The 19749-nt window shown below is 43.5% G+C and carries 14 protein-coding genes; 5 read left to right on the top strand and 9 right to left on the bottom strand.

All coding sequences use genetic code 11. The features are described from left to right. The first annotated feature begins 9 nt into the window (after positions 1 to 9). Complete coding sequence (locus AC1DM9_RS03985) at positions 10 to 243, top strand: hypothetical protein (protein WP_477508942.1); 234 nt, start codon at positions 10 to 12, stop codon at positions 241 to 243. A 13-nt stretch (positions 244 to 256) separates the two neighbouring features. Continuing rightward, positions 257 to 1384 (top strand): GerAB/ArcD/ProY family transporter, encoded by a 1128-nt coding sequence (locus AC1DM9_RS03980; protein ID WP_477578649.1) that lies wholly within the window; start codon positions 257 to 259, stop codon positions 1382 to 1384. 101 nt (positions 1385 to 1485) lie between these two features. On the opposite strand, the gene AC1DM9_RS03975 is transcribed toward AC1DM9_RS03980, so the two are convergent. From AC1DM9_RS03975 to AC1DM9_RS03945, 7 genes are all read right to left on the bottom strand, one after another. Continuing rightward, complete coding sequence (locus AC1DM9_RS03975) at positions 1486 to 6861, bottom strand: glycosyl hydrolase family 8 (RefSeq protein WP_477578647.1); 5376 nt, start codon at positions 6859 to 6861, stop codon at positions 1486 to 1488. A 572-nt stretch (positions 6862 to 7433) separates the two neighbouring features. After that, positions 7434 to 8012 (bottom strand): LOG family protein, encoded by a 579-nt coding sequence (locus AC1DM9_RS03970; RefSeq protein ID WP_076267657.1) that lies wholly within the window; start codon positions 8010 to 8012, stop codon positions 7434 to 7436. Between the two features lie 146 nt (positions 8013 to 8158). After that, positions 8159 to 8959, bottom strand: a complete 801-nt coding sequence (locus tag AC1DM9_RS03965) for an ABC transporter permease (RefSeq protein WP_477578645.1) — start codon at positions 8957 to 8959, stop codon at positions 8159 to 8161. 15 nt (positions 8960 to 8974) lie between these two features. Continuing rightward, entirely contained in the window at positions 8975 to 9973 is a 999-nt protein-coding gene (locus AC1DM9_RS03960; protein WP_477578643.1) for an aliphatic sulfonate ABC transporter substrate-binding protein, read from the bottom strand. A 12-nt stretch (positions 9974 to 9985) separates the two neighbouring features. Next, the gene (locus AC1DM9_RS03955; protein ID WP_477578641.1) at positions 9986 to 10765 is read right to left on the bottom strand and encodes an ATP-binding cassette domain-containing protein; all 780 of its coding nucleotides are present in this window, start codon (positions 10763 to 10765) and stop codon (positions 9986 to 9988) included. 52 nt (positions 10766 to 10817) lie between these two features. Further along, on the bottom strand, positions 10818 to 11966 hold the full coding sequence (ssuD, locus tag AC1DM9_RS03950) for an FMNH2-dependent alkanesulfonate monooxygenase (RefSeq protein WP_477578892.1): 1149 nt from the start codon (positions 11964 to 11966) through the stop codon (positions 10818 to 10820). Between the two features lie 104 nt (positions 11967 to 12070). After that, positions 12071 to 13516: a 4-hydroxyphenylacetate 3-hydroxylase family protein gene (locus AC1DM9_RS03945; RefSeq protein WP_477578639.1), complete on the bottom strand. Its 1446-nt coding sequence runs from the start codon at positions 13514 to 13516 to the stop codon at positions 12071 to 12073. Between the two features lie 304 nt (positions 13517 to 13820). Between AC1DM9_RS03945 and AC1DM9_RS03940 the strand changes: the two genes are divergently transcribed. Continuing rightward, the gene (locus AC1DM9_RS03940; RefSeq protein WP_076267651.1) at positions 13821 to 14423 is read left to right on the top strand and encodes a TetR/AcrR family transcriptional regulator; all 603 of its coding nucleotides are present in this window, start codon (positions 13821 to 13823) and stop codon (positions 14421 to 14423) included. Between the two features lie 197 nt (positions 14424 to 14620). Here AC1DM9_RS03940 and AC1DM9_RS03935 read toward each other — a convergent pair whose 3' ends face one another. Continuing rightward, positions 14621 to 15700 carry an ABC transporter substrate-binding protein gene (locus AC1DM9_RS03935; protein ID WP_477578637.1) on the bottom strand — a complete coding sequence of 360 codons (1080 nt, stop codon included), beginning with the start codon at positions 15698 to 15700 and terminating at the stop codon, positions 14621 to 14623. Between the two features lie 446 nt (positions 15701 to 16146). Between AC1DM9_RS03935 and AC1DM9_RS03930 the strand changes: the two genes are divergently transcribed. Further along, positions 16147 to 16641 (top strand): CcdC family protein, encoded by a 495-nt coding sequence (locus AC1DM9_RS03930; RefSeq protein WP_477578635.1) that lies wholly within the window; start codon positions 16147 to 16149, stop codon positions 16639 to 16641. 84 nt (positions 16642 to 16725) lie between these two features. Here the strand turns inward: AC1DM9_RS03930 and AC1DM9_RS03925 are convergent, their stop codons facing one another. Further along, positions 16726 to 17598 (bottom strand): DMT family transporter, encoded by an 873-nt coding sequence (locus AC1DM9_RS03925; RefSeq protein WP_441880313.1) that lies wholly within the window; start codon positions 17596 to 17598, stop codon positions 16726 to 16728. A 297-nt stretch (positions 17599 to 17895) separates the two neighbouring features. Here AC1DM9_RS03925 and AC1DM9_RS03920 point away from each other — a divergent pair, with 297 nt between their 5' ends. Next, positions 17896 to 19614, top strand: coding sequence for an alpha-keto acid decarboxylase family protein (locus AC1DM9_RS03920; protein ID WP_477508945.1), 1719 nt, complete (start codon positions 17896 to 17898; stop codon positions 19612 to 19614). Positions 19615 to 19749 lie beyond the last annotated feature (135 nt).

Here is a 19749-nt window from a genome sequence, read left to right as displayed (position 1 = left end):
GCGGCAGCTATGTGGTTATGGATAGGTGTAATCGGTGCATGGACGTGGGTTTCCATTGTTGAAATCCCACCCCTATTCGGCAAGCGCAGGATGAAAGAGCTTCTACTGGTTGTATTCATTATGATAACAGCAACCTCTGGCAGTCTGGCTTTCATGTATATGAACATACCGCCTAACCCTCTGGAATGGATAGAAAAAATAATATCTCCTTACGCTCGTGCAATCTACTCCTTGATGTCCTGAAAGGAAAAGATCGATGATGAAGCCAGATACTTTAAGTGTTCGCACGTTCACGATATTAGTCATTTTTTTCATGATTGGCACCTCCATCCTCATTACACCTGCAGGGCTTACTTTGGTAGCGAAACAGGATGCTTGGATCGCAGCCATAGTAGGAATCGGACTCAATATTCTAAGCGTCCTCATTTATGTCAGTCTCGGTAACCGTTATGGGGACAAAACACTTATCGAGATGTGCCATCTTGCTTTTGGAAAGTGGATCGGCAATATATTCGGTCTATGCTTTATCGCTTTTTTCTATTTGCTCGCCTCTCTAATGATTGGGGATCTCGGTTTTTTTCTTACCACACAAACCTTGCCAGAAACTCCGATTGAAATATTATTAATTATTTTTGTCATTATCGTTATATTTGCCGTACGAGCAGGCATGGTCGTTTATTCCCGTGCGGTACAAATATTTTTTCCAATCCTATTTTTTATGCTCTGCTTTCTTATCATACCTATCTTCCCTCAAATAGAATTTCTAGACTTTGAACCCATACTGGAGTATGGCTTTAAGCCCATTGTAAAAGCAGGCTTCTCCTTTTCCGGTTTTCAGGAAATGATTGTGCTGCTCATGATTTATCCTTACGTAGCGAAATCAGCAAAAAGAGGACGAGGTTTTGTATGGGGAACTGTAATCGGTGGAATTGTACTGATCATCATTACTGTGGGATGTATAGGCGTAATGGGAGCTGCCGTCACCGCTAATCAATTATTTCCGGCCTACGTACTGGCGAAAAATATTAACATCGGCCATTTTCTTGAACGTATTGAAGGGATTATGATGTTCATTTGGATTTTATCTATCGTGATGAAGATTGTGCTGACGTTTGATGCATCGTTGATTGGGCTCTGCCAGCTATTCAAATTGAAGGATCCGAAACCATATGTCATACCCATGGGATTTGGCTTGATCGCTCTAGCGCTGTTATGTTACACAAATACGATTTCCGTCAATGATTTCCTCACCAAAAACTGGACACCCTTTGCTACGATTTTCACGATTTTTGTACCCTTGTTCATTCTAGGTATATTACTGTTTCGTGGACCGGGCGAGAGTAAAAGTAAGCAGGAGAATACAACTGAGAATGAGCAAGCATAGCTCTGATGGGGAGAAGACAAATCGGAGGTTTGTTTAATAAAACGGAGCCGCCTCAAAAGGCGGCTCCGTTGCAAAGCACAAACGACTGTAAAGCTCAGACATTATTTCCCCATAACTTCTTTCAATTTCAGCAGCACAGTAACCACTTCAGCACGGGTAGCAACGCCAGTTGGCTCAAATTTATTACCGCTGCGTCCTTGTACAATTCCTTGCTTCTTCGCCGTTTCTGCAGCCTTCTTAGCCCATGCAGGTATAGCACTGTCATCAGCAAAGCCTGTTTTACCGGTTGCCTCTGCATCAAGGCCTGTAACTTTTGCGATCATAGCAACCATCTCGGCTCTTGATATGCTTGCATTTGGACGGAAGCTGCCATCCTCATAACCTGTAAGAATACCAGCCTCAACAGCCTGAGCTACTGACTTAACCGCCCACGCGCCTATAGCTGACTTATCTTTAAATTGCAGCTCGCTTCCGCTTGTTTGCGGCTTCAGCATTTGCATCATCATCACTGCAAACTCCGCACGTGTTACCGAAATATTCGGCTTAAATGTGCCGTCTGAATAACCATTTACAAAGCCTTCTGCCACTGCCTTTTGGATATTCAGCTGTGCCCAGTGACCATCAATATCCTTGAAGTTCAGTTGATTTTTATTTATTGCCATGACAGCAAATTTCGTAAAGTGATCCACTTCAACTTCAATTTTATTACCGTTTATCTTGCCTCCAATAGATACCCATTTTTTGCTCGTCTCATCGAAGTAGAATACAGCTGCCGTTTGATTCTCTTTAAGCAGCGATGAATTAAATTCAAAGACGAGTGTTACATTTTTGCTGAATTTACCCGAACTATTTTTCAACACTTCAAAGACTGAGCTTAGAGGAATATCGTCTTTCGAGAAAAGCTTAGCCGTATCCAGCAGTTCTTCAATGGTCAGAATAATTTCCTGAGCTGTTGCTCCAGCTGGGATCGTGACTTTCATTTTCTCACCTAAACTCACCTTTGCTGAGTAACCAGCCGGTATTGTTGCTTTTCCATTCGTAGATACAATCTCTGTTATACCAGTGCCGCCGCCTGAATTACCGCCGGTTGGCGCTTTAGGTGTCGTAATATTTCTCGCATTGCTTGCCTTGGAGAAATTATTCGCATGATCGAATGCGATGACATAATACTGGTAAGCTGTTTCCGAGCTTAACCCTGTATCACTATAAGATGTACTTGTTGTTGTTGCCAGCTCAATACCATTGCGGAAAACCTTGTAGCCTGCTACTCCCAAATTGTCAGTAGAAGCAGACCACGTCAAATTAATTTGAGTGCTGGAAACCGCTTCTGCTTTTAAATTCGATGGATCAGTAGGCGCATCCGTATCAACGATAGTTGGTGTCCACCAGTTGCCGGATACGACAATCATGCTGAGCAAACGGAGGTTATTGCCAAAATATAAATCATCTTCCGTTTTAACAGCCGTATTATGATCCCATAGCTTATTTAGCCATTCTTGATTGGATGAATCGATCATTGCACTAACCATTAGCGGAGCTGAGAAAGTGATATCTTGATAATCAGCTATCGCTTCCGAGCCATCCAATTTATAGCCCGCCAAAATATTTTGTGGATCGTTATCCGTCTTTTTACGAATCCACTCATTTAATGTACTTAACTGATCTTTTGCACGTTTTTCCCCTGTAATGAGATAGTCTGTGCCTATGCGCCATGGTGTGCGGGATGAGTTGTAGCTATAATCGCCGTCCGTATCTGATTCTAAGAAGGAAGGCGGTGCAGGTACAAAGCTTCCGCTGTCAGTATCCTTCACGACAAAGTCTGGGAGCAGACCAGCGTTCGGACTGAAATTTTTATAAAGGCTTTCCATCACGTTATAGGTTTTGTCGACTACCTGATTCCAACGGCCATCGCCGGAAACAACAGCAAAATCCTTCATATGCTGCAGCATGAAATCCGAAGGACGGGTAGCATTTTCATACTCGCCGCTAGTTGCCCAATCGGCAATTCTTAATACCCAATCCTTTTGGTTGACTTCACTATCCATAATGGCTTTTATTACTTTACGAGCCTGAGCCAAATAATCAATTTCCCCATCATTTCCCCATTGCTCACTCGCAAGAAGAAGTGCATAGGCAATATCCATATCTCCATCTGTAGCTGAATCCACACCGTTAATATCAATAATCGCTTTACCATTATCAGCTTGCTGCCAAGCCATGAGGTCTGGATTAATTTCGCTTGGATGTGCTCTGAAATAACGATACATGCCGTCAAAATACTTCTTCGCATCTTTATCATGGCCTGCCATTAGAGCGGTGATCAGCATTCCGTAGCCATGAGCTTCAGAAACGGTAATCTCATTCTCTTCAAACCAGTCTCCATCCGCATACCACACATAATATTGGCCTGAGGTATATGGATTCTCTTTCAAATATTTCGTTTTCCACTCGTCATATAATCTTGACACGGTATTATCCATATCAGCTTGCGTAATATGATTTGGCTTAATTGTGCCGTCCGCATAAGCGGTATGCTGAGGGAAAGCTTTAAGTGGACCTTCACCCGCAGCAGCCGGCTTCGTCTTCAAACTTATCGAATGGCTTGCAAGCGATTCTAGTCCCTCTTGATTAATTGCTTTCACTTCATACGTATAAGTGCTGTTTGCAGCTAAACCTGTATCGGAATAGGATAGCTTCGAGCTTGATGTTGCGCCAACTTTCACGCCATCACGGTACACATTATAACCTGCCACGATGATGTTTCCTGAAGATGCCGCCCAAGTCAATTCGTTCTGATACGGGGATACGGCTTTTCCAGTTAAGTTTGTTGGTGCTGAAGGCGGCTCATTCTCGGCACCATTTTCAATCGTTGTGACTTCCACCGGAGCGGAGTTGTCTCTCGTTCCAACGGCCTTAACGATAAAATCATATTTCTTATTAGGATTGATGTCTTTAATTTCTAAGCTGTAATCTGTTTGATTGCCAGTTGCTGAAATATATTCGCTCCAGTGTGCTGCTACTTTGTCGTTCTTCTCGTAAATTCTAAATCCTCTAACCGGCTCTGTTCCTGTGGAAGGCTTCTTCCAAGATAAAATCGCTTTATCCCCTTCCACCTTCACCTTGACGTTCTCTACCTTCTCCGGCTTCGTATCCGTTCTTCTGATTCCGTAGTCATCATAAGCTTTCAATCCCTTGCCAACTGTATTTTCAGCTTTTTCGTCTGCAACAGCTGCTGTGAATGCGGTAAAAGCAAGTACTTTATCCGAAATAGACACATCCGTAAACATTTTCTTGAATGGTTGAGTGTCAATCTCAGCAAAGTAATCATCATAAGGAATGGGGTTGCCGTTCTCATCCTTTACTTCTTGCGCATCCCCATTTTCATCAATATAATGCTGATTATTTTTTTCGTAAAATTTATTTCCGAACGCATTAGACATCAGGTAGACTGTCCCTTTAGGATCGATGGCATTGCCTTCTTCGTCGATTTTAAAATCTTTAATGATCTCATCATTTAACATTTGGAATGATCTCATATACATATGATCATGGGCTTCGAACACCATATCGATTCCCATTTCGTCAAATTCAGGAATGAGATACTTTTTGTAAAATTGAACCCGCTCATCTTCCCATTGCGCTGAATTGTCGCCAGCTCCGTAAGGCCCTTTATGGAAAGTGACGAACTTCCATTTCTTATCGCTTTTTGCTACTGTGTTTTGCATCCATTTTACTTGATCCCAGAACTCTTTATCCGCCCATTCTACATCTTTCCCATTCGCAGCAAGTCCGCCTTCATATTGGGAATTGAATACCATGAAGAGCGCGTCGCCATACTCGAAGGAATAAACAGAACCTTCATCCGTACCGGCTACCGTTTGCTTAGGCAAGTTGAAGTGATTATAGAAATTATTATTAGGCGTCGTTACATCACCGTCATAATCATTCACTTCATGACCGCCAAGTACAGGCACATAAGGAACATTCGTGAGAGAATCCTGTGCTAAACCCAGCATCCACTGCCATTGCTCCTCCAAATCTCCATTGTCGACCAAATCGCCTGCACTGATCAGAAATTTAGGATCGAGAGTATAATCGACTGCTTTCCTAAACGTATCTGCCCACGGTTCAAAATCAGACTTATTAGAAGCCTGCGAATCCGATCCTGCAATAAAGCGGAAAGGTTGGTTAGCTGCTGTATCCGTTGTAAATGAACCAATAATGCTCCAGCTGCCTTCTTCTCCATTGCCAACTCGGAATTTATAAGCTGTACCTGGTTTCAGCTCTCTTGCGATTGCTTTATGACTAATGAATTTCGTGAATGTTTTGGAATCACGATCAGCTTCTGTCATAAAGGTTTCAATTTCCTCCGCTGTTCCCTTATAGCTGACTACTCCATCTGCTGGGAAGACATTCCCTGACATTTTCGAAGCCTCAACGACTTGAACGACAGAGTCTGTCATCGTATCGGTATACCATGCTAGAGCGATACTCGTCTTGGGATCACCGTTAAATGTCATATTGATCATTTTCGGCAAGAAAGGTGATTGTTGTATGCTAAAGCTCCATGCCAAATCACGAATCTGAGTCACTTCGTCTTTACCTTTGATTAATGATTTCGGAACAGAGATCGTATACGTTTTGCCATAACTAAACTCAGGATGATTAATCTTAAGCGTGTTTCCACCTACAACTTCCAGTGAAACACCGGCTAATGGTTTATTCTCATTGTCGACAATACTTACAGCAGATGCGGTGTCTAAAGAAATAGCCTTATTAAACTTCACGGTCAACGGCGCATCCACCGATACATTTTCAGCCTTGTCCTTTGGAAGCTTAACCAGATCAATAGTCGGTACACGAATGGCCGAGTTATCTATACGCTCCCCTTGAACCAGAATGTTTCTGATTTTGCTGGAACCTCCGCCTCCAATTCCATCACTATTGCCATTGGTGTTCTGTCCCGAGCTAACGACCCAGCGAAGATACAGAAGCTCCTGATCATTCGCTTCACTTGGAATCGCAACGTTCTTCAGTTTGCATTCATCGTTAGGCGGACAACTGTATACTCCTTTAGTCATTTTAACCGCACCGTTCGGCACATCCGTCCATGTTGCCCGATCCGTACTCATCTGCAGTTTAAAATCACGTGGTCCGGAGCCGGAAGAAGTTTGCTCCGATGACAAGGTTAAATTTTTATAGCCTTTAGTCGAGATCGTAGCAAGCCAATATTTTTGGCTAAAATCACCGCTCCAGCCTTGATAACTAAGATCCTTGTTGCTCCCGCTATAGTATTCAAACGTTCCACCGACATTTTGGAACAAGGAAGCCGCTCCGTAAGCACCGCCTGTTGCTATGGAGATGCCATTATCCCCTTCATTCGGAAATATCCATTCCGCAACCTTCTCTGCTCCGTTACTCACAGCTGCTGGTTCATCCGCGGCAGCAACAAAGTTGGAGAAAGTGGTGGTCAACATGATGAACGTTAATAATATACAAGTCATTACATGAAATGATTTTTTCCGTTTGTTTCTGCTATGCATATACTTAACCTCTTTTCTTTTCCATAATGAAAACGAATGATCAAAAAGTCCAATTCTTTGAATGCGCTGTCATAAATATTTGGTTTTCACAATCGCTCTTGGCTCCACCCCCTCTTTCAGATCGATTTTATGCTCTCTAAAAGTTTAAACGCTTTAATCTTCAAAAAAGAGTTTATCCTGTAAGGAAAGCCCTGTCAATCACTTCCAAGGATTTTTCTACGAATTTCAGAGCTATTTACCTGTCCAGTTCAAATTTTCCTCCTTATTTCGCACTTTTTCTCCCCGTTCCTATAAGAAAAACGAATTCATTAATTATTTTAAGTATAAGCGCTTAAATTATTTGTAAATTTAAACAGCGTTGACTTTTCAGATGCATAGACTTCCTAAAATGCTTAAAATATATATTAATTAGTCTTTAAATTTCCGGGAAAAAGTCAAAAAACCCGATCTCATTGGATCGGGTTTTCTATTTTTCAGACGGCAGGTTCGAAGGCGGGCGCCTCCATCTAGTTAAGCTGCTTCCATTTTTGTTCTAGCGTTTGAGGAATATAGCTTTCCAATTGATGTAAAAGTTCTAATGGTTCACTGGAAACATTGATTAGACTCAGATGTGAATCATTGGAGAACCCTTCTTTAATGCTATGATTAATCAATTGAACAAAAGGATCAAAATAATTCCTAATGTTTAGAATACCTACAGGCTTTTTATGTATGCCAATCTGTGACCAGCACAAAACCTCGAAAAGCTCCTCATATGTCCCAAAACCGCCAGGCAGAGCAATAAAGCCATCAGCTAGTTCACTCATTTTAGCCTTGCGTTCATGCATATTTTCTACTTCTATTAACTGAGTTAATTCTCTATGCACCACCTCTCCTCTAAACAATCCTTTAGGCATAACTCCGATCACTTCACCGCCACCAGTCATGACAGCATTAGCGATTTCACCCATTAAACCTATTTTAGAGCCGCCATAGATTAATCGATAATTTTTTTTAGCCATGTAATGACCAAGTTCAGCAGCTTTCGCTTTATAATCGTGATGTTCCCCTAAATTTGATCCAGCAAAAATACAAATTGATTTCATAAACCCATCTCCAAACTATATGTTGATAATTTCCATAGTCTAATATACTATATATTGACGATTAATCAAATTAGTAATCCTGAATTTCACAAACCGCCTCTCAAATTAAAAAAAGGACAGCTGCTCTCAGCTGCCCTTCAATGAACTCATCCATTACGCGCTTTGTCGTTCCCTGATCCGAAATCGGTTTGCCAATACAGCAGCTTGGAACCTATCCAAACCATCCCCATATCGGTTAGCTTGCCGAATATGGCAAACAAAATTAAGCTTGTCATTATAATTGCCGGACGTCCCGTCGTTTGACCGTCGGTCATGAGAAACCCGAGCCCTTTGCTGGCACCCATAATTTCCGCTGCTACGACGAACATCCAGCCCATGCTGAGCCCACTTCTCATGCCAACGACCAAGGAAGGCAGCGTAGCCGGCAGAAAAAAATGCCAGATTAATCGGAAACCTTTGTACCCATGTACCCATCCTACCTCGATCAGCTTGCGATCTACATTTATAATGCCTGTCAGCAAATTCAAATAGACGGGGAAAAATACCCCAATGGCAATAAGAGTGATCTTCGACGTCTCGTAAATACCGAGCCACAAAATAAATAGCGGAACCCATGCCATAGAGGGGATATTTCTGAGTGCTTGAAGCATCGGATCAAATAAATAACGGAAAAACCGAAAGTATCCGTTTAGAATGCCTAGTACCAACGCGACAGCCAAACCTGCAACAAAACCAGCAAATACCCGGTACAATGTAATAAATAAATGATCACCCAGCTCGCCCGATGCGAGCAGGTCGGTGAAGGTGCCGTAAATCCGGGTAAGCGGCGGCAGTAAATTGGGAGCTGCATATCCTGTAATGGAAGCGTATTGCCATGCGCCGAGTAGGAGTATAGGAACTAGGAATCCCAAAGCGATTTGAAAAATGCGACTGTCCGTGAATTTCAAATCGATGACCTCCGTTTATTGTGCGATCTTTGTAAAGTATTCCGAATCGATCAGTTCATCTGCAACTTTGGCAACATCCGTATTATCAGGAATAATTCCACTCTTCAATAAGACGGTACCCGCCGCATTAAGGGCGTTCTTCTGTGTATCGCCTATAACAGGATTAGAAAGATCGGTTCTTTCGATCACCTTTTCTACGACTGGCAGCGTCTGCTTGGATTGTTCGCTTACGATTTTCTTGAATTCCTCTACATTGCCGCTGGCCCATTTCCGTGCCTGTTCATAAGCTTCAATCACTTTTTTCGTCAACTCTGGGTTATCGCTCGCGAACGACTCTCTTACATTAAGCACCCCATAAGTATTCAAGGAAGCGTCGCGGATAACGAGCTTAGAGCCCTGCTCAACTTCGGTCTGCGCCATAAACGGATCTAATCCCGCCCAAGCATCGACTTCACCTTTTTCCAAAGCTGCTTTTCCATCCGCGTGCTGCAGTTGAACGAGCTCTACATCTTTTTCACTCAACCCCGCTTGATCCAGAATGCGCAGCAGGAAAATATACGGGTCCGTCCCCTTAGTAACCGCGATTTTCTTGCCTTTCAAGTCCTGAGCCTTGGTAATCGTAGAATCAGCTTTTGTGACAAGAGCTGTCCATTCCGGCGTAGAATAAACGTAAATCGACTTAATGGGATTTCCGTTTGCTTTGCCTAATAATGCCGCGGCTCCTGCCGTAGAGCCGAAATCTATGCTTTTGCTATTCAAATACTCCAATGCCTTATTGCTTCCCGCGCTAAGTACCCATTCCACCTGAATGCCATCTGCTTTAAGCGCCTCTTCCAGAAAACCTTTCTCCTTCAGCACAAGGCTTACCGGATTATAATAAGCATAATCCAGCTTAATCTTCGTAACACTTGATGATGCTTCCTTCGATGTGCCGTTGCCGCAGCCCGCCAACTGTAATATGACCAAAACCATAACAATCGCGAAGACGATTTGCTTGCCTTTTCCTATTCTCATGTTCATATCCCCTTAAATGGTATAATTATCATTTTTACCGGTATTTCCACTTGGCGATTCGGGTTTCTCTTTAGTTAGAATGCGGTCTAGAATCAATTTCTCGTAATAGGCGAAGCCGCTGTCATGCTCTCTCGGTCGCGACAACGTAATCCTAACGTCGAATGCGATCTTCCCGTGCTCAATGAGAATAACCCTATCCGCCAATTGCACCGCTTCCGCAACATCATGAGTGACCAGCAGTGCCGTAAATTTCTGCTCCGTCCATAATCGCTCTATTAATTGCTGCATTTCGATTCTAGTTAAGGCATCCAGCGCGCCAAGCGGCTCGTCAAGCAACAGCAGCTTGGGATTCCCTGCTAAGGCGCGGGCCAGTGCCACCCTTTGGCGCTGCCCACCGGACAACACGCCGGACCACTCGGATGCGCGACTGCTTAGCCCCACTTGTTCGAGCGCTTTCTCTGCTTTCTGAATGACTCCGTCCTTGACGCCGACTCTGACGTTTTCGAGTACACTTTTCCATGGGAGCAGTCTAGCATCCTGGAACAGAACCCGAGTATCCGGGTGAATGAACCGAATTTCCTCGCTGTCGATATATACGCCGCCTTCTGATGCCTTCTCAAGACCCGCCACCAATCGAAGCAAAGTGCTTTTCCCGCAGCCGCTCCTTCCTACGATGGCAATGAATTCCCCAGGTTTTCCTTCAAGCTCCACCTCTTGTAGAACCTGCTTATTTCCGTACCGCTTAGCCGTTTTCTTGATTTGCAGATGGCTGCCTAAAGTAGTTTGTTCCACTCTCTACCCTCCTAGTTATTCTCTTTTCTCCAGATTCGAAGAGCGGCCATGCTTAGCGCGAGGAGGTCGTTGTACTCTTCGGAATAATCTGATTGGCAATCATTTCGCCGAATGGACTTATGAAGAGCGGTTGATCCACCTGCTCCTTCTTTTGCAAAGGAAGCTTCGGAAACAATAATTCCGCGACCCGGTAAGCCTCCTCCAAGTGGGGGTATCCAGATAGAATGAAGGTTTCAATGCCGAGCTCTTGATACTCCAGCATGCGAGCGGCTACCTGATCCGGATCTCCTACAAGCGCAGTGCCTGCTCCACCGCGAACCAAGCCGACCCCAGCCCATAGGTTAGGACTTACCACAAGCTTGCTTCGATCCCCTCCATGCAGCTCAGCCATCCGGCGTTGTCCCTCCGAATCCATCTTGGCAAAAGAGGACTGAGCCCTCGCAATGGTTTCATCATCGACATGTGAAATAAGCTCATCCGCCGCTTGCCATGCTTCTGCTTCTGTTCTACGTACGATAACATGCAGCCTTATTCCGAACTTGATCGTTCTTCCGGCAGCCTCCGCTAGTCGTTTCATTTTGGTAATTTTCTCAGCAACCTGCTCCAGAGGCTCGCCCCATGTCAGATAAACATCGATGTGGTCAGCCGCTATCTCCATTGCCGCATCCGAAGATCCCCCAAAATAAAGTGGCGGATAAGGAGCTTGAAGCGGAGGATAAAGCACTCTCCCGCCCTTTACGCTCAGATGGTCTCCCTCTAAATCCACTTCTTCTCCTTGCAGCACTCGTTTCCATACTTCGAGAAACTCACCAGTTAAACCGTAGCGGTCGGAGTGATCTAGGAAAACACCGTCTCCTTCAAGCTCGGCCTTATCGCCGCCGGTCACAACGTTGATAAGCAGCCGCCCATTGGAGAAGCGATCCAGCGTTGCCGCCATTCTTGCCGCCAAAGTAGGAGACATCAAACCCGGTCTTACTGCAACTAAAAACTTCAGCTTCTCCGTAGCAGGAACTAACGTTGAAGCGACAACCCATGCATCCTCGCATGAGCGGCCCGTTGGAAGAAGTACGCCGCCAAAACCCAACTCGTCAGCTGCTTGAGCGATTTGTTTGGTGTATGCGTAGTTAACCGCTCTAGCACCTTCGCTAGTGCCTAGAAAATGTCCGTCGCCGTGTGTGGGAATAAACCAGAAAACTTCCAAAATATTCAATCTCCTCTCAAATAGAAAAGACACCTGTCCCATGTAGCTGGAGAAAGGTGCCTTTAGTGGTCTAATCGGCTTGTATTTTGATATAGGTTGATCATCTATCCCTTGCTCGTTTCCTGTAATAGCTTCCATATCGGATCGATATAACTACTTTTATTTGTGTTCAAATACTGATTCGCGTACGAGCGAACGGGATCGCCTGCGTAGAAACGTTCATACAATTCATGGCGTGAGCCGAGCGGACTGCCGATTAAATCCCATGCCAGCTTGAACAACTTTACCTTTTTCTCCGAGCTGACAGAGGCGCCTTCGAAATACAGATGCATGAATTTGGAGATCGGACCATAGAAGTCTTCCATGCTGGACGGGGTTTGAACGAACCCTCCTCCTCCGACTTGCTGCAGAATCTCTATCGCTCTCGGATAAATCTTCGTTCCAATATTCCTTGCCGTATCGATGAAGGAAATCTCAGGCAACCAAACTCCCGAAGCATTTTGCGCAGCTTTCGTCTCAGAAGCGATCACCAGCGCGCGCATCGTATCGACTTGCGTCAGCAGCTCGCCAAGCTTCTCCTGAATGTGTAGAAAGCCAGTTACCCCAATGGATTCCGATATTGCGAAAGCAAGTCCTGTTACGAATTCAAGCTTTGCGACGGACCTCACAACCGTTTGATGGAAAGCGAGCGAATTCGCCGTTTTGTTGTTCCGCAGACTCAATACAGATTCTGAGTCGCCATAAAGCAATACGCGTTCCCATGGAATCAGAACATCGTCGAAAAACAGCACGGCGTCCATTTCCTCATATCGGGAGCTCAAAATATGTTCCTTTTCTCTCGAATCTGCGAACGATTCCCGGCAAACAATATGCAGCCCTTTCGAATTTGCCGGAACAATGAGTACATGCGAATGCTCCTTGTTCTCCTTCTTCAGCTGCAAAAAGGAGAAAATAATGAAATCGTGAGTATACGGCGCTCCTGTGGCAATCATTTTCGCTCCGCGCACAATAATGCCTTCGCTCGTTTCCTTCACAACATGAAGGAATCTTTCTGAAATACGCTCATCGCTCAGTTCACGGGAACGATCGATCTGCGGGTCCAGTATAGCCGTCGTAAGGAACAAGTCTTTATCTCTGGCCGATTCGTAATACTTCTCGATCTTCGCTTGGAATCCCGAATCCCTCTTGCTGATTTCCGCTCTATCCGCGTACCATCCCGTAATCATGGACCTTCCGTAATCGGATAAACGGCTCATAATGCCATTTGTTTCTTTCGCCCAACAGGTAAAAGCTTTGCTTCTTGTTAAAATATCCTCCTTCGAATAAGGCACTAGAAACGAACTGTGAACATATCGGCCTAATGATGGCTGCAAGTATCCAACTTCATCTCTGCGATGCGGATCATCCAGCAAATCAAATAGTCCTGTGATGGTTTTGAGCGTGCCTTGAAACGCGGGATGTGTGGGCAAATCATCCACCGCTTGGCCTTCAAGCCAAACCTTTCGACCATCCTTAAGGCTTTTTAGAAACTTTTCACCTCTCGTTGTCATTGAACGGATTCTCCTTGACTTCTTTTTCCGATAAGAATACTATGTTTTTATTCATGTTGTGATATTATCCAATTTCTTCAATGTTTTCAACCATCAGTTTTAGTTCTTATGTCCTTTAAACAACAAAACAACGATCTATGTTTGATTACTCAAAAACAAACAACAATAGAATATATCTATTCGACCTTTTTATTACTGGTAAGATTTAAATTCACGGAATTTGCTCGCTTAAACATGGACTTCTATTTGTTGGTTAAACAACATATTTGACCATTTTGTTTGTTATCTGAAGGAGGTTAATAACATGCTTCAGCCATCCAAAGAAGACCGTAGAATTATCCGCTCACGGAAGGTCATAACGGAAGCCTTCGTTTCCCTTCTAAGAGTAAAAGGATTTCCCGATATTTCTGTAGCCGATTTAACGGAACATGCCGAAATTAATCGATCAACCTTTTATGCCCATTACAAAGATAAATTCGATCTCCTTCATGCCGTTATTGAAGAGAAGCTAACCTTGTTATCCGAAGAGCTTGAAGCCTCTAGAGTAAGCCATTCCGTACTTTCTAATACGATAGACAGTCCTCATCCTTATTTCGTCACGTTGTTCGATCATCTTCAGACTCATGCAGGATTTTACACGATTATGTTCAAGCGAATTGAGGATAATGCAGTTCGAAGCCGTATGCTGGAGGTTATTAGAGAAAGCCAGTTCATTATCATCTCCCATTTCAAACTCGAACAAAAGATGCTTATTCCCATGGACGTTCTTTTGGATTATCTCTGCTCTTCTATTATTGGGGTAGTAGAGAAGTGGTATGACAACGGAATGAAATACAGCGCTAATTACATGGCTCTTCAGCTGACGAGAATTAGCATGCTGGGCACGGATAAAGCTATGGGGTTGTAGAACCGGGGGTCAAACTGGAAACTAGAATAGCAGGAAGCTCCAGACAAGAAATAAGATTCATGGATATGAGGAAAAGCGTAGAGTAACTCTAATACATGATGGTTCAGCGGATAATGAAGTCCTGGGATCGGAGCCTGTTCAACAAAATCAAAGGCCGCTTCAATTGAAGCGGCCTTTGATTCGAGGGACTCCTTTTATTATTTATTCGTAACCGCAGCCACAACATCGTCAATGACTCTGCCTTCCGCAATTGGTCCCGAAGACATCCAATGTCTAGCCGATACTTTGAACACATGATTTTCCTTGACAGCAGGCATCGACTTCCAAACACTGAGCTTCTCAACTTCCGCTGAAGCAGCTTCCTCTTTCGCGAAATCCTCCGCTGTGTCAATCGATCCACCATAAATAGCAAATATGTAATCTGCCGTAATCGTAGGCAGCTTCTCCAGCGACGTATTCATTCCCCAATCATCAGATGATTCCTTCTGAAATGCTGCAATACTCGTATCAGGAACTAAACCCAATTGTTCATAGATCAGTTTGTTAAAGCTAGGGAAAAACACCTGCAGATCCTTGACTGATGGACGAATAAAGACTACCTTATTGTCCGCTCCAACTGCAGAAGATATCTTTGCTTTAGCTTCATTTATTTTATCGTCATACGCCTGAATTACCGCCTGTGATTTTTCCTCCAGCCCCAATATTTTTCCGATTTCAGTTATATTGGTTTTCCAATCATCCGGAGTAAAAGGAAGCGTTGGAGCAATTTTACTAAGTTCATCGTAGCCAGCCTGATCGGTAAAATACTGTTGAAGCAGGATTAGATCCGGTTTTGATTCCAGAATCTGCTCCAGATTCTGATTCGTATCTGAGCTGCCAGACATTAGGATTTTCAATTCTTTTAACTGATCTTCTAAATAATAGCCGTTGAAGCCATACGCATATACCAGCGGGACTCCCAATGACAATGTAATATCTTCAAGTCCGATTACAGCGATCCGTTTTGGATTGGACGGAACTTGCGTCTCTCCGTACGCGTGCTTGATCGTTTGCGGCTTCTTCTCCTCTGCTTGTGCGGTAGACTGAGGACTGTCCGTTTGTACAGGCTCCGTGGCATTGCCAGAGTTAGCTTTCTCACCCGCATTCGTGTTATTGCCGCAAGCGCTAATCATGGCTGCCAACAGTAATATAATCATTAGCCCGGCGAATTTCTGATGCCTTCCTTGATTCCAATTACCACCCTGGCTTACATAATCCGTTCTCTTTCTTTGATGCATCGTATTCCCTCCGTATTTTGTAATGATATTGATTATCATTATCGACAAGTCATTATAGCACACTAATTAATGCTTTGAATATAAAAAAGATCGTACTACTAATGAGTTCTATAAAACTGCTTCAAATATTGTTGCTACAAACGAACTACTGGATCAAACTCGATACGAAGAAAGTCACTTATACGAATGCGAATCGATTCAAGAAGCTGATAAAGAAAAACCCGATCTTATTCGATCGAGTTTCATTTATTCTTATAAATGAGATGTGTGGTCTTTTTCTTTAGATAATCAATATTACCCCACCATTAGATAATGAAATCTCTTGAAGATCGCTGCCCGATTACATCACTACCCCATAAAATGACTATCGTCATATTAAGAAAATTACCTTTATCACTAAATAAGGCATGCCAAAACAATTAAGATAAAAGTATCAAATCGATGAGGTGAGCGAGAAAATGAACGGAAACACTTTTTATATGATGATCGCTTTTATAGCCGTTTTAGTTTTGTGGAGAAGAACGAGAAGCATGTACCGTCCAATACGGGGGAACGGGATTCGTTTACTGATTCCTTTATTATTCATAATCCCTGGCCTGTCTTTAATTATTAACCCTAACGTGAATGAACCGGCTTGGGCTTTTGGAATAGCCTTCGGGCTTGGCGTTATATTTTCCATCCCATTGATTTGGACGACTAATTACGAAGTGAGAGATGACAATTTGATTTATTCTAAGAAAAACTGGGGATTTATCGCAGCTTTCATAGGTATTGTGTTCATACGGTTTGCTCTGCGTCAAGAATTGTCCGACTTGGATCCTCAAGGTAAAACAGCTTTATTCATGCTAGTAGCTTTCGGTTATATCATTCCGTGGAGAGTTTTTTCGTTTATCAAATTTCGGCGTGTGGCCAACCAATTGCAATTGTCTAAAATAAACTAAAGTTTGGTTGCCTGCGGATAAAAAAAAGGAATTCTCACAGTAAAAAAAAGCTGATCGGCAATAGCGCTGATCAGCTTTTTCGATTCATTCTTCGCGAATGACTAATAACACACCAATAAAAATGAGTATAGTACCTATCCAAAATGATAAGCCAATTTGTTCACCTAGCAATAGCCAGCCTAAAAAAGCACCAACTATAGGTTGGAAAAAGAAAAATAATCCGCCACTCGAAGCATTAAGCATTTGCAGCCCACGATTCCACAGTAAAAAGGCACAGGCTGTCGAAATAACTCCCAAGTACAATAGTCCGCCCCATATAGATGGATGCATCAAGGCTTGAAAATCAAGCTCCGGCAATCGAGTAACGGTGAAAGGTGTAAGTAAAACAATGGCTACAAGGGTTGTATAAAAAGTTACAACAATTTGTGAATAGTTCCTGGGTACCCGCTTAATAAGAACAGACATAAGCGCCCAAGTAAGGGCGGCAATAAGCAGTGATACACCACCAAGCTGTAGGGATGAATCGATATTGGCATTTCCGACAATAATGCTTACCCCTATTGTTGCTAAAATAATTGAAATTGCTTTTTTAAACGTGATCTTTTCTTTTAAAATGATACGTGCAAATAGCACTATGAATGCTGGTGTCGTTGAAGTAATAATAGCACCCATTTGTGCTGTAGAAAGCATCGTACCTACTTCTTGGGTAATGATAGAAATTGTATTTCCAATAAGTCCAATGAAGAAAATTAATAATAAATCACGCTTTTCAATCCGCCATGATTGTTTCGTTACAACGCCAATAAATAGCAATGATAAAATCGCAATTACATAACGAATCCACACTAATTCAAGTGGTGGAACAAAGTCTACCACATGTTTTACAACAACATACATCCCGCCCCAAATGCTAGCTGCGAGTGATAAATATAAAGAACCTAATAAAGTGTTTTTCATTTTGTACCCTCCGTTTTCCTAGACAGTTCCTGTCCTTAACGGAGTTGTAGTTTTCTACCGTTAAGGAAGAATAACTACAGGTACATCGTTTTCAAAGAGTGGTGACCACATCATCTGTCTTCAGCTCACTTTCAAAAGAGTAATTTTATTTTATATGATTTTTTTTGATAAGGCTATTACCTATTTTAATTATAACGATGTACCAGCGTATGAGAAAAACCCTTAGTGAATAACCAGTCCAATGAAATGGGAATCTTATACAGGATCAGACTGATAAGAATTGGGAGTGAGCGGAAAATGAAAACGATGACAGCGGCTGGCAGTGCTAACCTGCAAACTCGCACGACTCAAAAAACAGTAGGCCAGTACTTGTTCGATTGTCTACAGCTGGAGGGCATTACCGAAATTTTTGGCGTTGCTGGAGACTACAACTTTACACTATTGGATACGCTGGAGCGCTATAACGGCATCCGGTTTATGAGTGGACGGAACGAATTAAACTCAGGTTATGCGGCGGATGGTTATGCAAGAGTTAAAGGCATATCCGCTCTTATTACGACTTTTGGAGTCGGAGAGCTTAGTGCTTGTAATGCGATAGCAGGAGCTAACAGCGAGCATGTGCCGCTAATTCATATAGTAGGTGCGCCTCCCGATAAGGATCAAAAGGAACATAAGCTGATGCATCACACTCTAATGGATGGAAACTTTGACGTCTTCCACAAAGTGTACGAGCAGATTACGGCTTATACTGCAGTACTGACACCGGAAAACGCTGAGATTGAAATCCCTGCCGCCATTCGTATTGCGAAGGAAAAGAAAAAGCCAGTGTACCTCGTTGTGGCTGATGATCTAGTGACCATGCCGATCATGACACGAAGTGAGCCGGTACCCCCGCGTCCAATGTCCAATCTGAAAACTCTTCAGGCAGCAACGGAACATGCCCGCCAACTGCTGGAGCGTGCCCATCGGCCGATCATTTTGGTTGATGTCAAAACCATGCGTTTCGACCTCGTAACCGCAGTTCGGCATCTAGCCGATGCGATGAACGTACCTGTTGCAACAATGATGTTCGGCAAAGGGGCATTTGACGAAACCCATCCGAATTATATTGGGATGTACGAAGGTTCATTCGGAAGTTCTGAAGTCCAAACCGCAGTAGAAAATGCAGACTGTGTCATTGCAGTAGGCATGGTATGGGCGGACAATAATACCGCGAACTTCACTGCGAAGCTAAACCCGCTCGTGACTATCAATATTCAACCGGGCATGGTCAAGGTCGCAGAAGCGGAATATCCGAATGTATTAGCAGCCGACATGCTGCTTGCGGTGCAGAATATTGGATACATAGGCCAAGGTTTAGCGGGAAAAACGACATTCCCATACGACCAAATAACTGGCAGTGCCGGTGACCCACTAACTGCGGCCAATTATTACCCGCGTTTTCAGAAGTTGCTGAAGGAAGGGGATATTGTGGTCGCCGAGACCGGCACGTTTTACAACGGGATGGCGCAGGTGAGACTGCCGCGCAATGCAACATATATTGCGCAAGGTGGCTGGGAGGCGATCGGTTATGCCACACCTTCCGCATACGGTGCCAACGTCGCTGCACCTGATCGGCGGGTGTTGTTATTTACAGGTGACGGCTCCTTGCAGTTGACAGCCCAAGAGATTAGCACCATGCTCTATTATGAATGCAAGCCTATTATCTTCATCTTGAACAACGATGGCTACACAATCGAGAAATATTTAAATGTCAAAACAGAGAATCAGCAATATAACAAAATTCCGCGCTGGTCATACACTAAGCTTGCCGAAGTGTTTGGAGGCGATGCGTTTGCCGTGACAGTACGAACCTATGGAGAGCTTGATCAGGCTATAATTCAAGCGGAGAGGGAATGTACAGGAAGACTCTGTATCATCGAAATGATAGCCGCTGACCCTATGGACGCACCAGAAAATATGCGCCGGATGCGCAATTATTTGGAAATGCAGGAGAAACAACGCAGCCAAAACTAGAAAAAGCAGCATCTAGTTTGCTTCTTCTTCCTTCATAAACACTGTAAATATTCTGATTATGAGGCCCGATAAACTCTAGAACCAAGCTATCGGGCTTCAACTTTATTTATGGAATGATCAGAGTTAAACAATACG

The organism is Paenibacillus sp. 01T431 (genome assembly GCF_056398625.1).
Note: the sequence above shows the minus strand (reverse complement) of the source record. Positions and strands in the feature narration are given on the sequence as shown.